18 protein-coding genes are annotated in these 19106 nt (G+C 68.5%); 8 read left to right on the top strand and 10 right to left on the bottom strand.

The window, feature by feature from the left end; translation table 11 throughout:
* The first annotated feature begins 377 nt into the window (after positions 1–377).
* Both DL991_RS38040 and sigJ read left to right on the top strand, forming a co-directional pair.
* Positions 378–1196, top strand: a complete 819-nt coding sequence (locus DL991_RS38040; protein ID WP_233599242.1) for an RNA ligase family protein — start codon at positions 378–380, stop codon at positions 1194–1196.
* 110 nt (positions 1197–1306) lie between these two features.
* Entirely contained in the window at positions 1307–2227 is a 921-nt protein-coding gene (sigJ, locus tag DL991_RS38035; RefSeq protein ID WP_125789179.1) for an RNA polymerase sigma factor SigJ, read from the top strand.
* Positions 2228–2230: 3 nt separating this feature from the next.
* On the opposite strand, the gene DL991_RS38030 is transcribed toward sigJ, so the two are convergent.
* The 7 genes from DL991_RS38030 to DL991_RS38000 all read right to left on the bottom strand — a co-directional run bounded on the left by DL991_RS38030 (position 2231) and on the right by DL991_RS38000 (position 8890).
* A complete protein-coding gene (locus DL991_RS38030) occupies positions 2231–2665 on the bottom strand; it encodes an ester cyclase (RefSeq protein WP_125789178.1) in 435 nt (144 codons plus the stop codon).
* Between the two features lie 21 nt (positions 2666–2686).
* Positions 2687–3157, bottom strand: a complete 471-nt coding sequence (locus tag DL991_RS38025; RefSeq protein WP_125789177.1) for a carboxymuconolactone decarboxylase family protein — start codon at positions 3155–3157, stop codon at positions 2687–2689.
* 137 nt (positions 3158–3294) lie between these two features.
* Positions 3295–4731, bottom strand: a complete 1437-nt coding sequence (locus tag DL991_RS38020) for an MFS transporter (RefSeq protein ID WP_125789176.1) — start codon at positions 4729–4731, stop codon at positions 3295–3297.
* A 100-nt stretch (positions 4732–4831) separates the two neighbouring features.
* Positions 4832–6151: an MFS transporter gene (locus tag DL991_RS38015; RefSeq protein WP_199754236.1), complete on the bottom strand. Its 1320-nt coding sequence runs from the start codon at positions 6149–6151 to the stop codon at positions 4832–4834.
* A gap of 5 nt (positions 6152–6156) precedes the next feature.
* A complete protein-coding gene (gene dgoD / locus DL991_RS38010; RefSeq protein WP_125789174.1) occupies positions 6157–7305 on the bottom strand; it encodes a galactonate dehydratase in 1149 nt (382 codons plus the stop codon).
* A gap of 11 nt (positions 7306–7316) precedes the next feature.
* Positions 7317–7913 (bottom strand): 2-dehydro-3-deoxy-6-phosphogalactonate aldolase, encoded by a 597-nt coding sequence (locus tag DL991_RS38005; RefSeq protein ID WP_125789173.1) that lies wholly within the window; start codon positions 7911–7913, stop codon positions 7317–7319.
* Positions 7910–8890, bottom strand: coding sequence for a 2-dehydro-3-deoxygalactonokinase (locus DL991_RS38000; RefSeq protein ID WP_125789172.1), 981 nt, complete (start codon positions 8888–8890; stop codon positions 7910–7912). The genes DL991_RS38005 and DL991_RS38000 overlap by 4 nt, the downstream gene beginning before the upstream one ends.
* Before the next feature lie 55 nt (positions 8891–8945).
* Between DL991_RS38000 and DL991_RS37995 the strand changes: the two genes are divergently transcribed.
* The gene (locus DL991_RS37995) at positions 8946–9707 is read left to right on the top strand and encodes an IclR family transcriptional regulator (RefSeq protein WP_125789171.1); all 762 of its coding nucleotides are present in this window, start codon (positions 8946–8948) and stop codon (positions 9705–9707) included.
* A 9-nt stretch (positions 9708–9716) separates the two neighbouring features.
* On the opposite strand, the gene DL991_RS37990 is transcribed toward DL991_RS37995, so the two are convergent.
* Complete coding sequence (locus tag DL991_RS37990) at positions 9717–10883, bottom strand: TetR/AcrR family transcriptional regulator (RefSeq protein ID WP_370309106.1); 1167 nt, start codon at positions 10881–10883, stop codon at positions 9717–9719.
* Between the two features lie 158 nt (positions 10884–11041).
* On the opposite strand from DL991_RS37990, the gene DL991_RS37985 reads away from it, so the two are divergent.
* The 3 genes from DL991_RS37985 (at position 11042) to DL991_RS37975 (ending at position 14965) form a co-directional block, all read left to right on the top strand.
* Positions 11042–12598 (top strand): long-chain-fatty-acid--CoA ligase, encoded by a 1557-nt coding sequence (locus DL991_RS37985; RefSeq protein WP_125789170.1) that lies wholly within the window; start codon positions 11042–11044, stop codon positions 12596–12598.
* A 134-nt stretch (positions 12599–12732) separates the two neighbouring features.
* Positions 12733–13923: an oxygenase MpaB family protein gene (locus DL991_RS37980; protein ID WP_125789169.1), complete on the top strand. Its 1191-nt coding sequence runs from the start codon at positions 12733–12735 to the stop codon at positions 13921–13923.
* 184 nt (positions 13924–14107) lie between these two features.
* A complete protein-coding gene (locus DL991_RS37975) occupies positions 14108–14965 on the top strand; it encodes a dienelactone hydrolase family protein (protein WP_125789168.1) in 858 nt (285 codons plus the stop codon).
* On the opposite strand, the gene DL991_RS43915 is transcribed toward DL991_RS37975, so the two are convergent.
* Positions 14966–17251 (bottom strand): LuxR C-terminal-related transcriptional regulator, encoded by a 2286-nt coding sequence (locus DL991_RS43915; RefSeq protein ID WP_125789167.1) that lies wholly within the window; start codon positions 17249–17251, stop codon positions 14966–14968. It lies immediately after the preceding gene.
* A 153-nt stretch (positions 17252–17404) separates the two neighbouring features.
* Between DL991_RS43915 and DL991_RS37965 the strand changes: the two genes are divergently transcribed.
* Complete coding sequence (locus DL991_RS37965) at positions 17405–17938, top strand: hypothetical protein (RefSeq protein WP_125789166.1); 534 nt, start codon at positions 17405–17407, stop codon at positions 17936–17938.
* Positions 17939–18011: 73 nt separating this feature from the next.
* Here the strand turns inward: DL991_RS37965 and DL991_RS37960 are convergent, their stop codons facing one another.
* On the bottom strand, positions 18012–18482 hold the full coding sequence (locus DL991_RS37960) for a cupin domain-containing protein (RefSeq protein ID WP_125789165.1): 471 nt from the start codon (positions 18480–18482) through the stop codon (positions 18012–18014).
* Positions 18483–18564: 82 nt separating this feature from the next.
* On the opposite strand from DL991_RS37960, the gene DL991_RS37955 reads away from it, so the two are divergent.
* On the top strand, positions 18565–19014 hold the full coding sequence (locus DL991_RS37955) for a MarR family winged helix-turn-helix transcriptional regulator (RefSeq protein WP_125789164.1): 450 nt from the start codon (positions 18565–18567) through the stop codon (positions 19012–19014).
* Positions 19015–19106: the final 92 nt, after the last annotated feature.

Genomic DNA, 19106 nt, shown 5'->3' with positions numbered 1-19106 from the left:
TGAGTTCCGCTTCCAATCACGCGAGTTCCGCTTCCAATCACGCGTGTCACGCCTAAGGCCACACGACGACCAAGGGGATCTCAGAGCGCGAGCCCCGAGTAGTGGGTAAGCAAATGCGGTGCCCCAAAAGTGGCTTTCGCGACACAACCCGACCATGGGTCCCGCGAAGGCACCGGCGCAGCGAAGGCCCCCTTCTTCGCTACCGCACCCCTGCCCCCGACGTTGCGAAAGCCACTTTCGCAACCTTCAAGGTTGCGAAAGTGGCTTTCGCAACCCCGCCACCTTCGCCTTCCCCCTCACCACCACCCGAATCACCCCTCAAGCGTTTTCTGTTATGCCAATTGACACAACTCCTAGCGCCTGACTACGGTTCAGCCGTGGAGCAGGCACGAGGACGGGGCAGGCCGCGCAAGGACCCTGCGGCGCTGGCCCGATGGACTCCTCCCGAGGGATGGTCGCGGCTGGTCGCCTGGATCTCCCCGGAAGAGAAGAAGGCGCTGAAGCATGTGGCGGTCGAAGCCGACGTTCCGGTGGCGGAGCTGATACGGGCGCTCGCCGGCGGCCTGGCCGTCGGCGCCATCACTCCGGAGGAACTCATCGGGCAAGTCGTGAAAGGGAAGACCGTCATGGAGAAGATCCCCACGCTTTTCGAGCGCGATGAGCGCTTCCACGTCGTCGACAGACCTCGCGCCGAGTGCGCGTGGGTCTTCGAAGGCGCTGGGGTCGGCACCGAGAAGCTCGACGGCACCAACGTCCGGCTGACCGTGCGCGCGGGTCAGGTGGTCCGGGTCGAGAAGCGCCGCAATCCGAGCAAGGCGCAGAAACAGCAGGGCATCGTGGACGGCTGGTACGTCGACACCGACAGTGAATCCGCCGACGACAAGTGGATCCTCGCGGCGGCGGGGAACACCAACGTCTCCGCTTGGCCGGACGGGGAACATCCGAGCGAGGCACTCGGTCCCCGCATCCAAGGCAACCCCCTTGGGCTGGAAGAACATCGGTGTGTCCCCTTCGACTTCCAGGCACCTGCCTTGCCGGAAGTACCGCGCAGCTACCACGAACTCCGGGACTTCCTCGCCACATTGGACAGCCGGTTCTCTCCGGGGCATACGGCCGAAGGCGTCGTCTTCCACCATCCGGACGGGCGCCGGGCCAAGATCAAGCGCAAGGACTTCCCCCGCACGGCGAACGCGTAGGTCCGGAGATCGCCACCTTGACGACGTCGCCGGAGGCGAGGGGACCTCACATCCGGCGGCGGTGTCTCGTCGTACCCGGGACAGCGCACGCGAACAGGGGGGCGAATCCGATGAACCAGCCATCCGAACAAGAACAAGATCCGGGCCTGAAGGCGATCGTGAGTGAGCGGCGTCAGCTGATCGGGCTCGCGTATCGCCTGGTCGGTTCCCTGTCCGAGGCCGAGGACGTGGTGCAGGAGACCTACACCCGCTGGTACGCCTTGTCCCCCGCCCGGCGCGACGCGATCGAGTCCCCCGGTGCCTGGCTGACGACGGTCGCCAGCCGCATCTGCCTGGATCTCCTCGGTTCGGCACGCGCGCGACGGGAACGCTACGTCGGCGAATGGCTTCCCGAACCGTTGCCGGGGCGGGTCGAATGGACGACCGGACGACCTCCGGCGACCGACCCCGCCGACCGGATCACCCTCGACGAGTCGATCAACATGGCGTTTCTCGTCGTACTCGAATCGCTGACCCCGGCCGAGCGGGTCGCGTTCGTGCTGCACGACGTGTTCCGCTATGCCTTCGCCGAGGTCGCGGAGATCGTCGGCCGCACCCCGGCCGCGTGCCGTCAGCTCGCTTCCTCGGCACGCCGTCGCATCCGGGCGACCCGGGTTTCCGCGGCCCCGATCGCCCGGCAGGCCGATCTCGTCAAGGATTTCAAGAAGGCTTGGGAGGCCAAGGACATCGAGGCGCTCATCGGTCTCCTCGATCCCGACGTCAAGGCGGTCGGCGACGGTGGCGGGCTCGTCAGCGCCGCGCTCCACCCCTTCGAGGGCCGCGAGGAGGTCGCGTCCTATGTCATGTCGGTGGCGGAGAAGACGTCCGGCCTCGAACTTCTGGAGCAGACCGTCAACGGCCGGCCCGGCCTGGTGCTCCGGCAGGCCGAGCTGACCGTCGCCGTATTCGCGTTCCACGTCGCCGAAGACCGGATCCGGCACATCTGGGGAGTACGGAATCCCGAGAAGCTCCGGCCTTGGACGGACGCGTGACCGCTACGCCGGGAGGGCGCCGAGTTGCCGCAGCTGGGTGAGGACGTCGACGACACCCCAGATCTCGGTGATCCGCCCTCCGGCGAACCGCAAGATGAAGATCTCGCCGTAGGAGACCTGCTTTCCGGTGGCGGGCAGGCCACGGAACTCACCTTGGTGGGTGCCGGTGACGGTGTTCCGGCAGACGATCTTGTCCCCGTCGGCGAGCACGTCTTCGGCCTTGACCCGAAGATCGGGGAAGGCGCGAAGCAGCACCGTCCACACTTGTTTCAGCGCCTCCGCCCCTGTCGTGTCCATCGGCACCGGCGCGTGGAACACCAGGTCCGGAGCGACGACGTCGTCGATCGTCTTCTCGATGAGCTGGACGCTGCCGGTGTTGGTCGCGTCGTGGAAACGGGCGAACGCCGCCCGATTGCGCGCTGTCTCTGTGCTGGTCATGGTCGCTCCCGTCGATCGAGGTCAGGCGAACTGGCCGACCCGGTAGTCCCCGGCGGGGTTCTGGACGATGGCGTTCAACCGGTTGAAGGCGTTGATCAGCGAGATCACGCCCACCAGCGCGGCGAGCTGGTCCTCGTCGAAATGTTTGGCGACGTTCGCCCATGCCTCATCGGTGACGACGCCGCCGTCGGCCATCCGGCAGGCCTGCTCGGCCAGCTCCAGCGCGGCCCGCTCGGGCTCGGTGAAGACGGTCCCCTCCCGCCACGCCGCGACCAGATTGATCCGCACGTCCGTCTCGCCCGCGGCGGCGGCTTCCTTGGTGTGGATGTCCAGGCACACCGCGCATCCGTTGATCTGACTCGCGCGCATCCGTACCAGCTCCTGGATCGTGAGCGGCAGCGGCGAGTCGACCAGCGCCCTGTTCGCCGAGACGAGAGCCTTGAGAAACTTGCCACCGACCGGGTTGCCGAAATAGTCGAGCCGGGCGTTCATCGCGATCTCCTTTGTCGTAAGGGGTGTTCTGCCCATCCGACGAAGCAGCCCCGCGAAATGTGAGCCCGGCGCCACTGAAACGCCGTGTGGAGGGCGGACCTGGAACGGTCTCGCCCTCCACACGGGGATACAGCCGGTCATCGCAGCACCGCCGGTTCACCTCCGCCGGCGTCACTGGGCGCGGGCTTCGGAGCGCGCAGGGTGGCCATGGCAAGGAAGCCACCCGCGATCGCGATGCCCGCGGCCCCGAGGAACGCCGCCGAGTACCCGCCGGTCAACGCGATCGGGTCACCGATCCGCCCCGCGCCGAAGGACACGCCGACCGCGGTCATCGCGGCCAGACCGAGTGCCGACCCGATCTGGTACGAGGTGTTCACGATGCCCGACGCGAGCCCGCCTTCCTCCGGCTTCGCGCTCGAGATCGCGGTGCCCAGCGACGGGATGAACGCCAGCGCCTGGCCGAGTGCCGCGACCAGCGACGCGGGCAGGACATCGACGACGAAGTTGCCGGTCGGGCTGACGAACGACAGCCACACCAGACCCGCCGCGAGCGCCCACAAGCCACCGATGATCATCTTCTTCGGCCCGAACCGGCCGATCAACCGCGGCGCGACCGCGACCATCAGCACCACGATCAGCACCGTCATCGGCAGCAACGCCGCGCCGCTGGCGAAGGCCCCGTATCCGAGGACCTGCTGCAGGTACAGGTTGAGGAAGTACCACATCGGGATCCACGCCGCGCCGAGCAGGAACTGCGCGAGGTTCGCGCCACCGAGGTTCGGCGTCCGGAAGATACCCAGCCGCACCAACGGAACTTCCCGCCTGCGCTGGATCAGCACGAACACCGCGAGCAGCGCGATACCGCCTGCCAGCGCACCCCAGGTGCCCGCCGCGGACCAGCCCGCTTCCGGTGCCCGCACGACGCCGAACACGGTCAGCCCGAGGCCGGCGGTCGCCGCGACGGCGCCGGCCAGGTCGACCGAACCACGCCGGGCGGGGGCGGACGGCATCAGCTTGCCCGTCGCCACGATCGCGACCAGGGAAATCGGGACGTAAAGCCAGAAGATCCACGGCCACGACAGCCACTCGGTGATCACGCCGCCGAGGAACACCCCGGCGGTACCACCGGCGGGAGCGGCCGCGCCGTAGAGTGCGAGCGCCTTCGTCAGCTCACGGGGACGCGCGCCGAACAGCATCATCAGCAGGGTCAGCGCGGACGGCGCGATCAGCGCCGCGCCCGCGCCCTGCAGCACCCGCCCGAGAAGTTCGACCCACGCGGTGCCCGCGACCGCGGCGACCACCGAGCCGCCGAGGGTGACCACCCAGCCCGCGGTGAACATCTTCCGCGCGCCGAACAGGTCCGACAGGCGTCCGCCGAGCAGCAGCAGCCCGGCGAGCGCGATGACGTAGGCGTTGAACACCCACGACAGATCCCCTGGGGAGAACCCGAGGTCCTGCTGCATGGCGGGTAGTGCGACGCCGATGATCGAGGTGTCCATGATGACCATGAACTGGGCCAACGCGATGAGTCCCAGCGCCCACCACCGTCGTGGGTCCGGGGTTGTCTCCGCCATGACGTCCGTCCTTTCGAGACCTAGTTACCCCTAGGGGGTATCTGACGGAGATGAACCTAGGCCTCGGGGCGCACGTGGCACAAGTACCCCTAGGGGGTATCTATGTAGTGCTGGTCACACCCCGCTCCGCGACCCGTTCGACCTTGCCGACCAGGAAGACGTACGACAGGATCCCGGCGACCGTGATCACGGTCATGTAGGCGAAGCCGGGCGCGAAGCTGTCATCGGTGACGATCAGGCCGATGACGATCGGCGTGGCGATCGACGACAGGTTCCCGATGAAGTTGAACATCCCGCCGGTCAGCCCGAGCAGCCGTCGCGGCGCCAGCGCGGAGACGAGCGACCAGGTGATCGACGCGAGACCGTTTCCGAAGAAGGCGATCGAGAGGATCACGATGACCAGTGTGGTCGAGTCGGTGAAACCGGCACCGACCATCACAGTGCTCAGCAGCAGCCCGGCGATGATCGGGCCTTTGCGCGCCACTCCGAGCGAGGCGCCGCGCCGGACCAGGAAGTCCGACAGCACACCGGAAGCCAGCACGCCGATCAGTGCCGCGATGAACGGCAACGACGCCAGGAAGCCGGACTTGATGTAGTCCATCTCCCGGTATTCGACGAGATACGTCGGGAACCAGGTGAGGAAGAACCAGAGCGTCGAGGTCAGGCAGAACTGTCCGAAGTAGATTCCCCACAGCTTCCGGCTGCCCAGCACGGTCGCCAGATCCGCGCGCGTGATCCGCGCCCGCTCCGGCCGCTCGGTCGGCAGGTCCACCAGGCCGCCGCCGGAGCGGATCAGCTCCACCTCGGCCTCGTTGGCCCGCGAGTCGCGCGGCTCGCGGTACTTCGCGTACCAGAGCACCGCCCAGATGATGCCGACCACGCCGGTGGCGATGAACACCCAATGCCACGACAGCGCGGTCTGCAACCAGGACAGCACGGGCGTCAGCAGGGCAAGGCCGATGAACTGGCCCGAGGTGTAGAAACCGATCGCCGTGGCACGTTCGCGTTCCGGGAACCAGACGGTCGCGATCTTGCTGTTGATCGGATAGGCGGGCGCTTCGAAGACACCGACCATCAGCCGCAACGCGATCAGCGCCACGAACCCGCCGAACACCCCCATGAACAAGGTCGCGAGCGACCACAGGATCAGGCAGGCCGGATAGAGCAGCCGCGGCGGGATCTTGTCGACCAGCCAGCCGCCGGGAAGCTGCAACGCGGCGTACGTCCAGCCGAAGGCAGACAGGAGCAGGCCCTGTTCCGCTTTGGACAGCTCGAGTTCGCCGGCGATCGCGGGCATCGCGATCGACAGGTTCGAGCGGTCCAGATAGTTGATGACGACGGTGACGAACAGCATCACCGCGATGAGCACCCGGTACCGGGACGGACGGGTGGCGAGTCCGGTGTGGACGGAGGTGGTCATCGCGCTCACCATTCCGCGAACGAGCCGTCGGCGTGCCGCCACACCGGATTCCGCCAGCGATGTCCCTCGGCCGCCCGTTCGGCGACGTACTCCTCGTTGATCTCGATGCCGAGACCCGGCCCGCCGGGGATGGCGACCTGCCCGTCGTCGTAGGCGAACACCGACGGATCGGCCAAGTAGTCGAGGAGGTCGTTGCTCGTGTTGTAGTGGATGCCGAGGCTCTGTTCCTGGATCGTGGCGTTGTAGCAGCCCGCGTCGATCTGCAGGCAGGCCGCCAGCGCGATCGGGCCGAGCGGGCAGTGCAGGGCCAGCCCGACGTCGTAGGCCTCGGCCATGTGCGCGATCTTGCGCGCTTCGGTGATGCCGCCGCAGTGCGACGGATCCGGCTGGATGATGTCGACGGCGCCCGAGGCCAGGACAGCCTTGAAATCCCACCTCGAGTACAGCCGTTCGCCGAGCGCGATGGGGATCGGCGAATTGCGGAGGACGTCGGCGAAGCCGTCGACGTGCTCGGACAGCACCGGTTCCTCGACGAACATCAGCCGGTACGGCTCCAGTTCGCGCAGCAGGACCTTGGCCATCGGCTTGTGCACGCGACCGTGGAAGTCCACCCCGATGCCGACGTTCGGGCCCACCGCCCGGCGGACGGCGTCGACGTTGGCCACGCAGCGATCGACCTTGTCCCACGTGTCCAGATAGGACAGTTCCTCGGTACCGTTCATCTTCACCGCGCTGAACCCGCGGTCCACCACGTCACGTGCCGCGCGAGCGGTCTCGGCGGGACGGTCGCCGCCGATCCACGAGTACACCTTGATCCGATCGCGCACGCGGCCGCCGAGCAGTTCGTGGACCGGCATGCCAAGCGCCTTGCCCTTGATGTCCCACAAAGCCTGGTCGATGCCGGCCAGCGCGCTCATGTGGATACCACCGCCGCGATAGAACCCGCCACGGTAGAGGACCGTCCACAGATCCTCGATCCGCGAAGGATCCTTGCCGATCAGGTAATCGGAAAGCTCCTCCACGACGGCGGCCACGGAGGCGGCCCGGCCCTCCAGGACCGGTTCTCCCCAGCCGGTGACGCCCTCGTCGGTCTCGATCTTCAGGAACGACCAGCGGGGCGGCACCTGATATGTCGTCATTGACACGATCTTCATCGGTTTCTTCCTTAGTCCTGGTGCCAGATCTCGGAGAATTCGCGAGCACGGACGGCGACCGCGTCCGCGCTGTCACCCGGGCGGTAGAGGCAGGAACCCAGCCCCGCCCCGGCCGCACCGGCGGCGGCCCAGGCCGCCAGGTTCGTCGCGTCGACGCCGCCGACCGGCAGCAGTTCGACCTCGCGCGGCAGCACCGCGCGCCACGCCTTCATCCCCCCGATCCCGACCGCGCCGGCGGGGAACAGCTTGAGGTGCCGGGCACCCGCGGCCAGCGCGGCGAACGCTTCGGTGGGCGTGGCCACGCCGGGATACGGCGTCATGCCCGCGGCCACGGCGGCGGAGATCACCGCGGGGTCACCGTTGGGCGCCACGATCATCCGCGCGCCGGCCTCGCGCGCCCGCCCGACGTCTTCGGTGGTGAGCACGGTGCCCGCGCCGATCGCGCACCGCTCCCCGAACGCGTCGGCGAGCAGGCGGACGCTCTCGAACGGTTCCGGCGAATTCAGTGGCACTTCGATGGCGGGGAAGCCCGCGTCGAGGAGAGCCCTGCCGACGCCGACGACCTCGGCCGGGGTCACTCCGCGCAGGATCGCGATCAAACCGGTCACGGCTTCACTGTCCTTTCGAGACGGTCTTCGAGCAGTCCGGCGGCCGTCGCGATCCGCCACAGCCCCCTGGCGGTGATCTCCTCGGACAGCACGGTCGCCTCCACTCCCCTTTCGGCGAGTGCGGCGGCGTAGCGACGGCAAAGTTCGCTCGCTCCGCACAGCACCACGCGGGTATCCGAGTCACGCAGCAGATGGGAAACCTCGTCGGCGATCAGCACGCCCGAGAGGTAGTCCGGCAGCGACGCCGGTTCGAGTACGCCGTCGAGCACGAGCGGGCGCGCGCCGAACGCCTCGGTGGCGAGCCCTCGCGAACGCCGCCCCGCAGCCAAACCCCGCGAGAACGCCTCGTCGTCGGGGACCGGGCCGGCGGCCGTGCGGGCGAGGATGCCGTGCGTGGTCAGCAATCCGTACAGTTCGCCGGTCATCGCGGTGGCGAAGTCCGTCACGAGCCCGTTCTCGACACGGACCCATTTGCTGTGCGTACCGGGCAGCACCACCGTGAGCGGCCCGGCGGGTTCGCCGAGCGCCTCCAGCACGCCGGCCAGTTGCGTTTCCTCACCGCGGATCACGTCGCCGGGGTGCTCACCGGACGGGATCCGCAGTCCCGGCACGAGATGGAGCACGCCGTCGCGATGGGGCACCGGGACGAGCGAGGGGAAGTCCGGTTTCGCCGGGACGGTGCGATAGCCGGAGTCGGCCCAGCCCTGCGCGCTGCCGACCATGCCGGCGGCGATGGACGGCAGCCCGGGGAACGCCGTGAGCCAGTCGCCGCAGGTCTCCCGGAAGGCCGCCTCGTAGGCGGCGGCCCTGGCCCGCGGGTCCCGCGGGTCCACGTCCTCGGTCGTGGTGAGCAGTCCGCGCCCGGTGTCGCGGGCGGCCAGGATCTCGCCGGTCCTGCCGAGCAGCCAAGCACGCTGACCGGTGGTTCCCCAGTCGAGCGCGATCAAGGCGGGTCCGATGTCCGTCACGAGCGACATCGTGCGGCGGCGTTCCCGATAATGCGACCGCCGTCCCTATATGTAGGATCCGGGCATGGCCGAACCAGCGCCGCCCGGCACCCAGACACTCGCCCGCGGTCTCGCGGTGATCCGCGCCGTCGCGGGCGGCGCGACCGATCTCCGCACCTTGATCGAGCGCACGGGGCTGGGCCGCAGCACGGCGCATCGGCTCGTCCAGCTGCTGGTGAGCGAGGGCTACCTGCGCAGCGGACGGGACGGGTACGCACTCGGTCCCACCCTGATCGAATTGGGTTTCCAGGCCCTGCACGGAAGTCCGCTGCCGGTGGTCGCCCGGCCGGTACTGGAGGAACTGGCCGCCCAGTTGCGCGACACGGTGCACCTCGCCGTCCGAGACGGGGATTCGGTGCTGTACCTGGACAAGCTGCCGGGTTCACGGGGCGCGGAGATGCGCTCCCGGATCGGGCACCGGATGCCCTTGACCCGCACCGGTGTCGGCATGGCGCTCCTGCTGGACTCCTCGCCGGAATGGCGGGAGCTGTACCTGGCCGAGACCCCGGCGGAACCGGGCCGGGTGCACCCTGAAGACCTCGACGCGTTCCTGGCGCGGATGCGCGAGTACGCGGAGTCCGGGGTGGCGATGGACCTCGAGGACAACGAGCCGGGGATCCGCTGCGTCGCGGCGCCGATCCGGGACGCCACCGGCGCGATCGCCGGTGCCATCAGTGTGTCGGCGACCCGGCCGTACATGCCCGCCGCCCGGATGCGCGGCCTGAACCGCGTCGTCGGCCGTGCGGCACAACAGGTTTCCGCCGGCCTCGGCTACCGCGAACCCTGACAGCCGGGGTCAGACTCCCAACGCGCCCACGAGCAGCGCGCTGACGGCGTCACGGTTGGCGGGGACGTCCTCCCACCGCACCCTCCGGCCTGCTTCGACCACCACGCCGAAACCTGCGTGCACGAGCACCCTCGCCTGACGCTGATCGAGTTCCGGCCGCGCCGACCGCAGTTGCTGTTCCCAGACGGCGATGTGCTCGCGCTGCGCGCTGACCAACGGCCGCTGCAGAGCCGCGGGCAGGCCCGCCAGTTCGGCGTTGGCGACGCTGGTGAGCGCGGTGTGTTCGAAGCTGTAGGCCACATAGGTCCGCGCCAGCGCGAGCAGGGCGTCGTGCGGACCGTCGACCCCGTGAAGGTTCTGTTCCACCGCTTGGGCAAGTATCCCCGCGGCCTGGAGACAGGCGGCGGCGAGAATGTCGGCCTTGCCGGGGAAATACCGGTAGAGCGCGGACGGGACCAGCCCCACGGCTTCGGCGATCCGTCCGTTCGTGACGTTGGCGAAGCCGTCCCGTTCGAACAGCGGGATGGCGGCCGCGAGAATCTCCGAACGCCGTGTGCGCGGCACGGGCCGGGACGGCAGCTCGACGGCGCCCGCGCCCGCGACGCTCGCCGTCGGGTCGGTCGTGACCACCCGCAGGGCGGACTCCACCAGTACCTCTTCGACGCGGCGCTGGGCGATCGACGTGCGGTGCATCGTGATGGACCCGATCACCCCGAGCGCGGCCACCGCCCGCAGTCCCGGGTCGGGGAGCGGGTACTCCCGCCGCACCGCCTCGGTCACCCGGTCGACGACTCTCGCGAACTTCTCCCCCAGCGCGTGCCTGTCGTCGCTGTCGAGATACCGGGATTCCCAGCGGTACAGGCCACTCGACGCGCGGTGGGTCACCGTGCCCTGGGTGACGGCGGCGAGCACGTCCGCCAGCGGCGCGCCGGGCGGCACCTCGTCGAGGGTGGCGGCGAGCCGGTCCGCCATCACGTTCGCGCACGCGGCGAACAGCGCGTACTTGTTCGGGAAGTGCCGGTACAGGGCCGCCGCGGTGATGCCCACGTCGGCGGCGATCTCCTCCATCGAAGCCGCGTGGTACCCGTGTTCGCTGAAGATCCGACCGGCCGCGTCGACGATCAGTTGCTTGCGGTTGCGGGGCCGGACGGCCGCGGTCGAGTCGGCGCTCACCATGCGGGGAAGTCAACCACGAACCGGATCAACACCGCCCGAACCGCCCGGCGCCGACCGGCCAACGATGTGATTCTCGATTAACTTATCGCTTCTCAACCGGCGGCTTGGCATGCATACTGGCCTCGCGACCAGTACCGTTCCGACACCTGAGGATGGCCATGTCGACCGCTTCGGCTCCCGCCTCGTCCTTCCGGCACCACTGGATGGCGCACGCGGCCACGCACGCGATGACGCGACCGGACAAGCCCGCCCTGCGTCACCTCGGGGAGACGACCACCTGGGCACAGCTGTCGCAGCGGTCGTTGCGCTTGGCGGCCGCCCTCTCCGGAGAGGGTGTCGCCGAAGGCCATCGCGTGGCCACGCTGACCCTGAACCACCCGTGGTTCGTGGAAACCGTGTTCGCGGCGAACAGCCTGGGCGCCATGGCCGTCCCGCTCAGTTTCCGGCTCGCGCCCGCGGAACTCGACTACATCCTCGCCGACTGCACGCCGTCCGCCATCGTCGTCGACGCGCGGCTGCTCCCCCTGCTCGAGGCCGCGCCGAGCGCCGCGGCGATCGGGACGGTGCTCGTCGTCGGCGAGCCGGACGAGGGCCGCACGGCGTACGAGGAATTCCTGAACGCGCGGGAGCCGATGGAACTGCCCGACGTCAGCGAGGAGTCGACGGCGCTGATCATGTACACCTCGGGCACCACCGGCAGGCCGAAAGGCGTGCTGCTCTCCCATCGGAACATGCAGCTGCAGGCGCTCACCTGCATCCGGGCGATGAAGATCTTCGACGATTCCGACGTCGGTTTCCTGACCGCGCCCTTCTTCCACATCGCGGGCCTCGGTTCGATCGTGGCGAACTTCCTGGTCGGCAGCGTGGTCGTGATCCACCCGCTGGGCGCCTTCGACCCCCGAGCGGTGCTCGACGCCTACGAACGCGAGGGCGCCACCGTGGTGTTCAACGTTCCCCAGCAGTGGGACCAGATCTGCGCCCAGCCGGATATCGCCGCGCGGGACCTGAAGCTGCGGATCATCAGCTGGGGCGCCGCGCCCGCGAGCCGGGCGACCCTGCTGGCCATGGCCGAGAAGTTCCCCGGCGCGCTCAACGTCGCCGTGTTCGGCCAGACCGAAACCTCCCCGATCACCTGCGTGCTCAGCGGCGAGGATTCGGTGCGCAAGCTCGGTTCCGTCGGCAAGCCGATCCCGACCCTCCAATACCGCGTCGTGGACGACGACATGAACGACGTCGCACCGGGAGAAGTGGGCGAGATCGTTTACCGCGGCCCCACCGTGGCCAAGGGCTACTGGAACAAACCGCAGGAGACCGCGGAAGCCTTCGCGGGCGGCTGGTTCCACTCCGGCGACCTGGTGACGCAGGACGAAGACGGCTTCGTCTGGGTGGTCGACCGCAAGAAGGACATGATCATCAGCGGTGGCGAGAACATCTACTGCGCCGAACTGGAGAACGCGATTTCCGCGTATCCGTCGGTACTGGAGGTCGCCGTGATCGGCAGGGCCGACGAACGCTGGGGCCAGGTGCCGGTCGCGTTCGTCACCACCCCGCCGGAGGCCGAACTGTCGCTGGGGGAACTGACCACGTTCCTCGACGGCAGGCTCGCGTCGTTCAAGCTGCCCAAGGATCTCGTGATGGTACCCGAACTTCCCCGCAACGCGGGCGGGAAAGTACTCAAGGGCGCCCTTCGCGATCTGGACGAGAAACGAGTCTGACCTCGGCCGAAGGGGACCGATTCAGGTCGGGGCCTCCCTTGCCGACCACCGGACCGCTTCGTTATGTTAATCAGGAATCACTCATCGGACGCGACGGAAGCGTCCCGAACCTACCAAGGAAGTTAGGTAAGTAAATGAGCGATCTCAGCAGGAGGAATGTTCTGTCCCTCGGCGTCGCGTTGGGCCTTGTCGGCGCGGCGAGCGTCGCCCCCGCCTGGGGCGAGACCCGGACCGGGTCGGCCGCCGACCCTTGGTGGGTGTGGGACGACGAAATCGACCGCATCATGGCGGCGGTCCTCGAGGCCGGCCAGGTTCCGGCGGTCAACACCGCGATCGGTCCGTGGGTGGACAACAACGATCCGCTGCCCGGGGGCCTTCCCGCCGATCTGGCGGATTACCTCCAGCGCGTCACCAAGTTGCCGTCCTGGGCCGACCCCGCGAAGCTGCGTCGCGCGGCCGATTTCAACCGGCGCAAGGACACCTATCTGTTCATGCTGTACGGGCTCGGCAGCGGCATCATGAGCACGGTCATCCCGCGCGAGGCCAAATCCGTCTACTGGTCCGCGGGCGGGGCCGACATGCAGGACCGCGCCGCCAAGACCTTCACCTTCGGCTACGACCTGAGCGACCTCAACGCTTTCGAGCCCGACGGCCAGTTCGTGGTCACCGCCAACAAGACGCGGCTGGTGCACGCCGCGGTACGGCACCTGCTGCCGCAGTCGGCGCACTGGAAGGCCGTCGCGGACGAACGGATCCCGATCAGCAACGGCGACATCCTGGTCACCTTCCACAGTCTCGGCACCTTCGTGCACCAGAAGCTGCGCGATTGGAAGGTCCCGATGTCGGCCGCGGACGAGGCCGCCTTCCTCCACATGTGGCAGGTCGCGATCCATCTGCTCGGCGTGCGGGAGGAGTTCATCCCGCAGACGTGGGCCGCCGCGCACGCGCAGTCGGCGCAGGTGCTCACCCCGATCCTTGCCCCGTCGCACGAGGGCAAGGAACTCGCCGAAGACCTGCTCGGATTGACCGCACAGGTCGATTTGGGCGTCACGCGCGGATTCCTCAACGAGTTCGTGCGGTACGTGCTGAGCGACGCGATCGGCGACTGGCTCGGACTGCGCCGCGACTACGCTTCCGCCGCCCTCATCCGCACCGCGTGGCCCGCGTACATCGCGTTCCGGGAAGGGCTGATCCCCGTCATACCCGCGGGCTTCTACATGTTCGACCAACTGGTGCGCGCGCTGGCGATGCTGTTCCTCAACAAGGGGACCTCACCGACGACGACCCGCATCACGATCCCCACCGGGAACCGGCCGGGAGCCTGAACTCGGTCTCACCGGCATGACACTCGCACGTCGCGGAATTCTTCTTCGCATGACATTTTCGAGAAAGCGACCCGAGGAGGCCGTCACCTCTCAGTAGTTTCCACGACGCGCGCCCGGCCGCGGTCCCGCTATATCTGGGAAACCGTTCCATCCTCGGAACGGTTCTCCCGAGAGGACAAGCGCAATGAAGCGTGGACCACAGTGGACCGCCGCGGTCGTCGGCGCGGTGACCGCACTACTGGTGTCGGTACCGGCCGCCGCCGGGGAAAGTCCTTACGCCCGCGGCCCTGAGCCGACCACGGCCACGATCGAAGGGGACCGCGGCTCGTTCGAGATCGCCACCGAGAAGGTCCCGGCCGGACAGGGTTTCGGCGCCGGGACGATCCACTATCCGACGGACACCCGCCAGGGCACGTTCGGCGCGATCGCGATCGCCCCCGGCTTCCTGGAATCCGAGGCGGCGATCGCGTGGTACGGCCCGCGCCTGGCCTCCCAGGGTTTCGTCGTCATCACGTTCTCGACGAAGAGCACCTGGGACACTCCGGACAACCGGTCCGAGCAACTGCTCGCGGCACTGCGCTACGTCACCGAAACGAGTCAGGCCAAGAGCCGCGTCGACCGGGACAGGCTCGCCGTCATGGGACACTCGATGGGCGGCGGCGGTGCCTTGATCGCGTCACAGAAGGCACCGGCGTTGAAGGCGGCGATCCCGTTGACGGGCTGGAATCCGAACACGACGTTCTCCGATCTGAAAGTCCCCACCTTCGTCGTCAGTGCGCAGAACGACTTCATCGCGCCGGACGGCACCTATTCCCGCCCGTTCTACCAAAGCCTCCCCGAGTCGCTGGACAAGGCGTACGTGCTTTTGGCCGGGGCAGGCCATCTGGTGCCGACGAAACCGAACGTGACCATCGCGAAGTACAGCATCTCGTGGCTGAAACGCTTCGTGGACGAAGACACCAGGTACGACCGGTTCCTGTGCCCGCTTCCGGCGAACGATCCGAAGATCGCCGTGTACCGGGGAACTTGCCCGATCGGCTGATCACCGCGTCCTACGGGCGGCGTCTCGCTGCTCGACCCAGACGGCCAGCTGCGTCCGGTTGGCGAAGTCGAGCTTGTGCGCGATGTGCTGCAGATGTGTCTCCACCGTGCGCCGCGCGATGACCAGTCGCGCGGCGATCTCCCGGTTGCTCAGCCCCGCCGCGACCAGCCACGCGATCTCCGACTCGCGCGGCGTCAGCGGCGGGAGACCGTCGGACGGGACTTCCGGGCGTGCCTGCGGGCCCGCCAGGGCATCGTGCGGATTCCGCCGGCGTCCTTCGGCGAACGCGGCGTCGAACTTCTCGGCTCCCAAGGCTTTCCGGGTGGCCTCGGAGAACGTCGTGTGGGTCGCGGTGACGGCCACATCGGGCACGGCGTTGCAGCGGTCCCAGAGCGTGGCGGCGGTTCCGAACAGCTCCGCCGCCCGGACCCATTCCCCGCGCCGCGCGGAAACCCAGGCCAGACCGTCCACCCGGTACGCCGCGGACAGCACGTCGGACGTGCGGAGGTCGATCTCCAGCGCGGAACGGATGAAGCGTTCGCCGTCGTCGAGGTCGCCGCCGAAGCAGACCTCGGCGACCCCCATACCGAACAGGGCCATGGAGCGATACCGGAACTCCCCCGCTTCCTCGCACAGCAGGCGCATCGAACCCAGCAACGCCCGCGCTCCCGGAAGGTCGCCCCGGTAAGCCAGTGCGACCCCTTGAAGGAACATCGGGTGCATCTGGCGCCGTACATCCCCTCGCTCACCGAAGATCCGCACGGCCTCCGCCGCTTGAGTCATCGAGTCCGGCTCGATGGACAGCATCCGCACGAAGGCCCGCGCGTGGGCGATGTACGGCAAGGCTTCATCGTCCTCGATCGCCTCGGCGGCGGTCAGCCGCCGCCTGGCACGCGGCAGATCCGCGTGCAGCGCGGCGCAAAGGGCCGCGATCGCCAGGCCACGGGCCCGGCCCCGGGTGTCCGGCGAGACCGCGTCGAGGGCCCGATCGATCCAGTCACGCAGTTCCCAGGCCGCGCCGCGGGCCACCCAGTACTCGATCACGCCGGTGGCCATCTCCAGCGCCACCGGGCCTTCCCCGGGGGCGCGGAGCGACCAAGACAGCGCCTCGCGGATGTCGGCGTGCGCCGCGATCAGGCGCTCGTACGCGTCGTCCTGCCCCGGTCCGAACCAGGTGTCGGCGGCCTGTTCGATCAGCCGGGCGTAGTGATCACGATGCTTCCTCGCGATGGCGAGCTCGTCACCGGAATCGGCGAGCCGCCCGCCGCCGTATTCACGGATGAGCCGGAGCATCCGGTAATGCACCCTGTCCGTGCCGTCGATGCGGGCGAGCACCGATTTGTCGACCAGGCCGTCCACCGCGTCGAGCACGGCCATGGCGTCCAGCCCGCCGTCTCCGGTACAGACGTCCTCGGCCGCGGACAGGTCGAACTGCCCGGCGAACACCGAACAGCGCGCCCAGACGATCCGCTCGGTCGCGGTACACAGGGAGTGGCTCCAGTCGAGGGTGGCGCGCAGCGTCCGATGCCGCTCGACGGGCGCCCGGAGACCGGTGGCCAGTACACCCGGGTCGTTCTCGACCCGGTCCGCGATCTGCGACGGCGACAGGACGCGGATCCGGGCGGCCGCGAGCTCGATCGCCAGCGGCAGGCCGTCGAGCCGCCGGCACAGGCGTACGACGTCCGCGACGTTGTTTTCGGTGACCTCGAACGAGGGCACGACGACTGCGGCACGCTCCGCGAACAGCCGTACCGCGCCGAACGTGAGTGCCTCCTGGGATGTCGTGTTCTGTTCGTGGGGTACGGCCAGGGGCGGGATCGACAGGACGTGCTCGCCGGGGACCCCCAGCGAGCAACGGCTGGTGGCCAAGACCACGAGATCCGGACAGTCACGCAGTAACGCCGTCACCAGGTCGGCGCTTCCGGCGAGGAGATGTTCGCAGTTGTCCAGCACCAGCAACGACCGCCGGGGACGCAGGTACGACACCACCGCCTCCAGGTCGGTCCGCCCCGCCGTGTCGTGCAGGCCCAGGCCGTCGGCGACCGTGCGCGCGACAAGCCGTTCGTCCCGCAACTCCCCCAATCCGGCGACCGCCACGCCACCCGGGAAGGCTCGGGTGAGCGAACTGGCCACCTGAGCGGCCAACCGTGTCTTGCCCACGCCGCCCACCCCGGTCAAGGTGACCGAACGTCCCGCGCCGAGCAGCCGTCGTACCTCGTTCTCGTCGTCCGCGCGGCCGACATAACTCGTCAGTGGCCGCCGGTGGACCTCACTTCCGCCCGCCATGGACCTCCTCACCCGTGGTCTCATATCGAAGCATGTCCGCCGCACGGGCGGATCCCGGAACGAGCGGTCACTGTGGGCTGTTCACACCACAGCCCGGGCTCTCCCGCATAGTGTCCGCGCACGCGGCGACGACATGAGACGGGTGGGCACGCCATGACCGGACGGCTGGACGTCGCCAAGGAGCAGGTCGAACGCGTACTCGGCCCGAAGGTCGCGAAACGACTCGGCGCGTTCGACGACGGGACCCTCTATGTCTCGGCAAGCGAGTGGGCGGAACTGGCGGCCTGGTTCGTGGACTTCGCCGTCTATCTGCTGAGCGCGGCGATCGGTTTCGTCGTGTTCGCGGTGGTCACCCGCGACAGCGCGGTGCCCGACGAGGCGGCGCTCCTGACACTGCTCGGTCTGCTGATCACCGTTCCGGTGCTCTATGGCCTGTTCTTCGGCAATGGCCGCCTTCTCGGCGCCGTCCTCACCGGGACCCGGCTCGTCCGGATCAAGGACGGCGGCCGGGTCGGCGCGGCGGCCTGCTGGGCCATGCTCGTGCGCACGGTGCTGGCCCCCCTCATGCTCGTCGCGATGGTGATGACCGGACTGGGCGCCGGCTCGGTCAGGAGGATCAGCATCGACGACGAAGCCACCCGTCGGCTCCACGCGGCAGGGTTCCCGCGCCTGGTCCGGTCGAACTGAACGGCTAGCCCAAACGCCGCAAGAACACCAAGCCGCGCACACCTCGACCACGACGAACAGGTTAAAACTCAAGCTAGCGGACGCGCTCGTCCCATTCCGGCGCGTCGACGAAGTGGACGTCATACCGTTCGTGAATGCGCTCGACCTCCTCCGGTGCGACGTTCCCCCGCAGGATCTCGGGCAGGACACGGAAATAGCCGAACCGTTCGACGCCGGGCGCCAGCGTGATGAGGACGTCCGCGGCGACGTCCGGCGGCGCCGCGAACGCGTGCCGGACACCCGGCGGGACCACCACGTAGCCACCCCGCTCGACCGTGAGCGTCTCGGCGCCCATCAGCATCCGCAACGCTCCCTCCAGCACGTAGAAGGCTTCGGCGGATTTCTTGTGATAGTGCGGTTTCGTACCGGGTTCGCCGGCGCGCAGGGATAATCGGTTCGCGCCGAGGAACCCGCCCGTGTGCTCGCCGTCGGCCAGCAACCACAACGCGGGCTTCTCGATGACCTCCGCGTCCTTCTCCTGCATGACCCAGGCTTCGTTCACCATCGTGCTCGCTCCCCATCTAGTTGAAGTCTTCAACCAAAGCTAGACCGAAGTGGTTGAAGGCGTCAACTGTTACGGTGTGGCCGTGACCAACTGGCTCGACACGGAACAGCAGCGTGACTGGCGGGCGTTCATCGAAGGATCGGTGCGCTTCATCGACCTGCTCGACCGGCGGCTGCGCGAGGAGCACGGGCTTTCCCTGGCGGAGTTCGAACTCCTGGTGCGACTGTCCGAAGCAACCGACAGGTCGATGCGCATGGCGGACCTCGCGAAATCGGCGTACTACTCGCGCAGCCGGCTCTCGCATCGCGTCAACGGACTGGAGACCCGCGGCCTCGTCCAGCGGGAATCGACCGCCGACGACGGCCGTGGCGTGCGCGCCCGGCTCACCGACGAAGGGCACGAGACCCTGCTCCGCGCGGCACCGGACAACCTCCGCACCGTCCGCGAACACTTCGTGGACGTGATCGCGCCGGAAGACCTCCAGGCCGTCGGCCGCGCCATGCGCGCCGTCGCCGGCCGTCTCGATCAGTGACGCGAGGCGGCGAAGTCCCCTCAACTCCTTCCCGCCTGCCCCGCCTCCGGAGCCACCCAAACCGTCAGCGGCGGTGTCGCGAACGGCCGATA

Origin of the sequence: Amycolatopsis sp. WAC 01375 (genome assembly GCF_003947325.1) — a bacterium.
Lineage (GTDB): Bacteria > Actinomycetota > Actinomycetes > Mycobacteriales > Pseudonocardiaceae > Amycolatopsis.
This window is presented reverse-complemented; position numbering and strand designations above follow the sequence as displayed.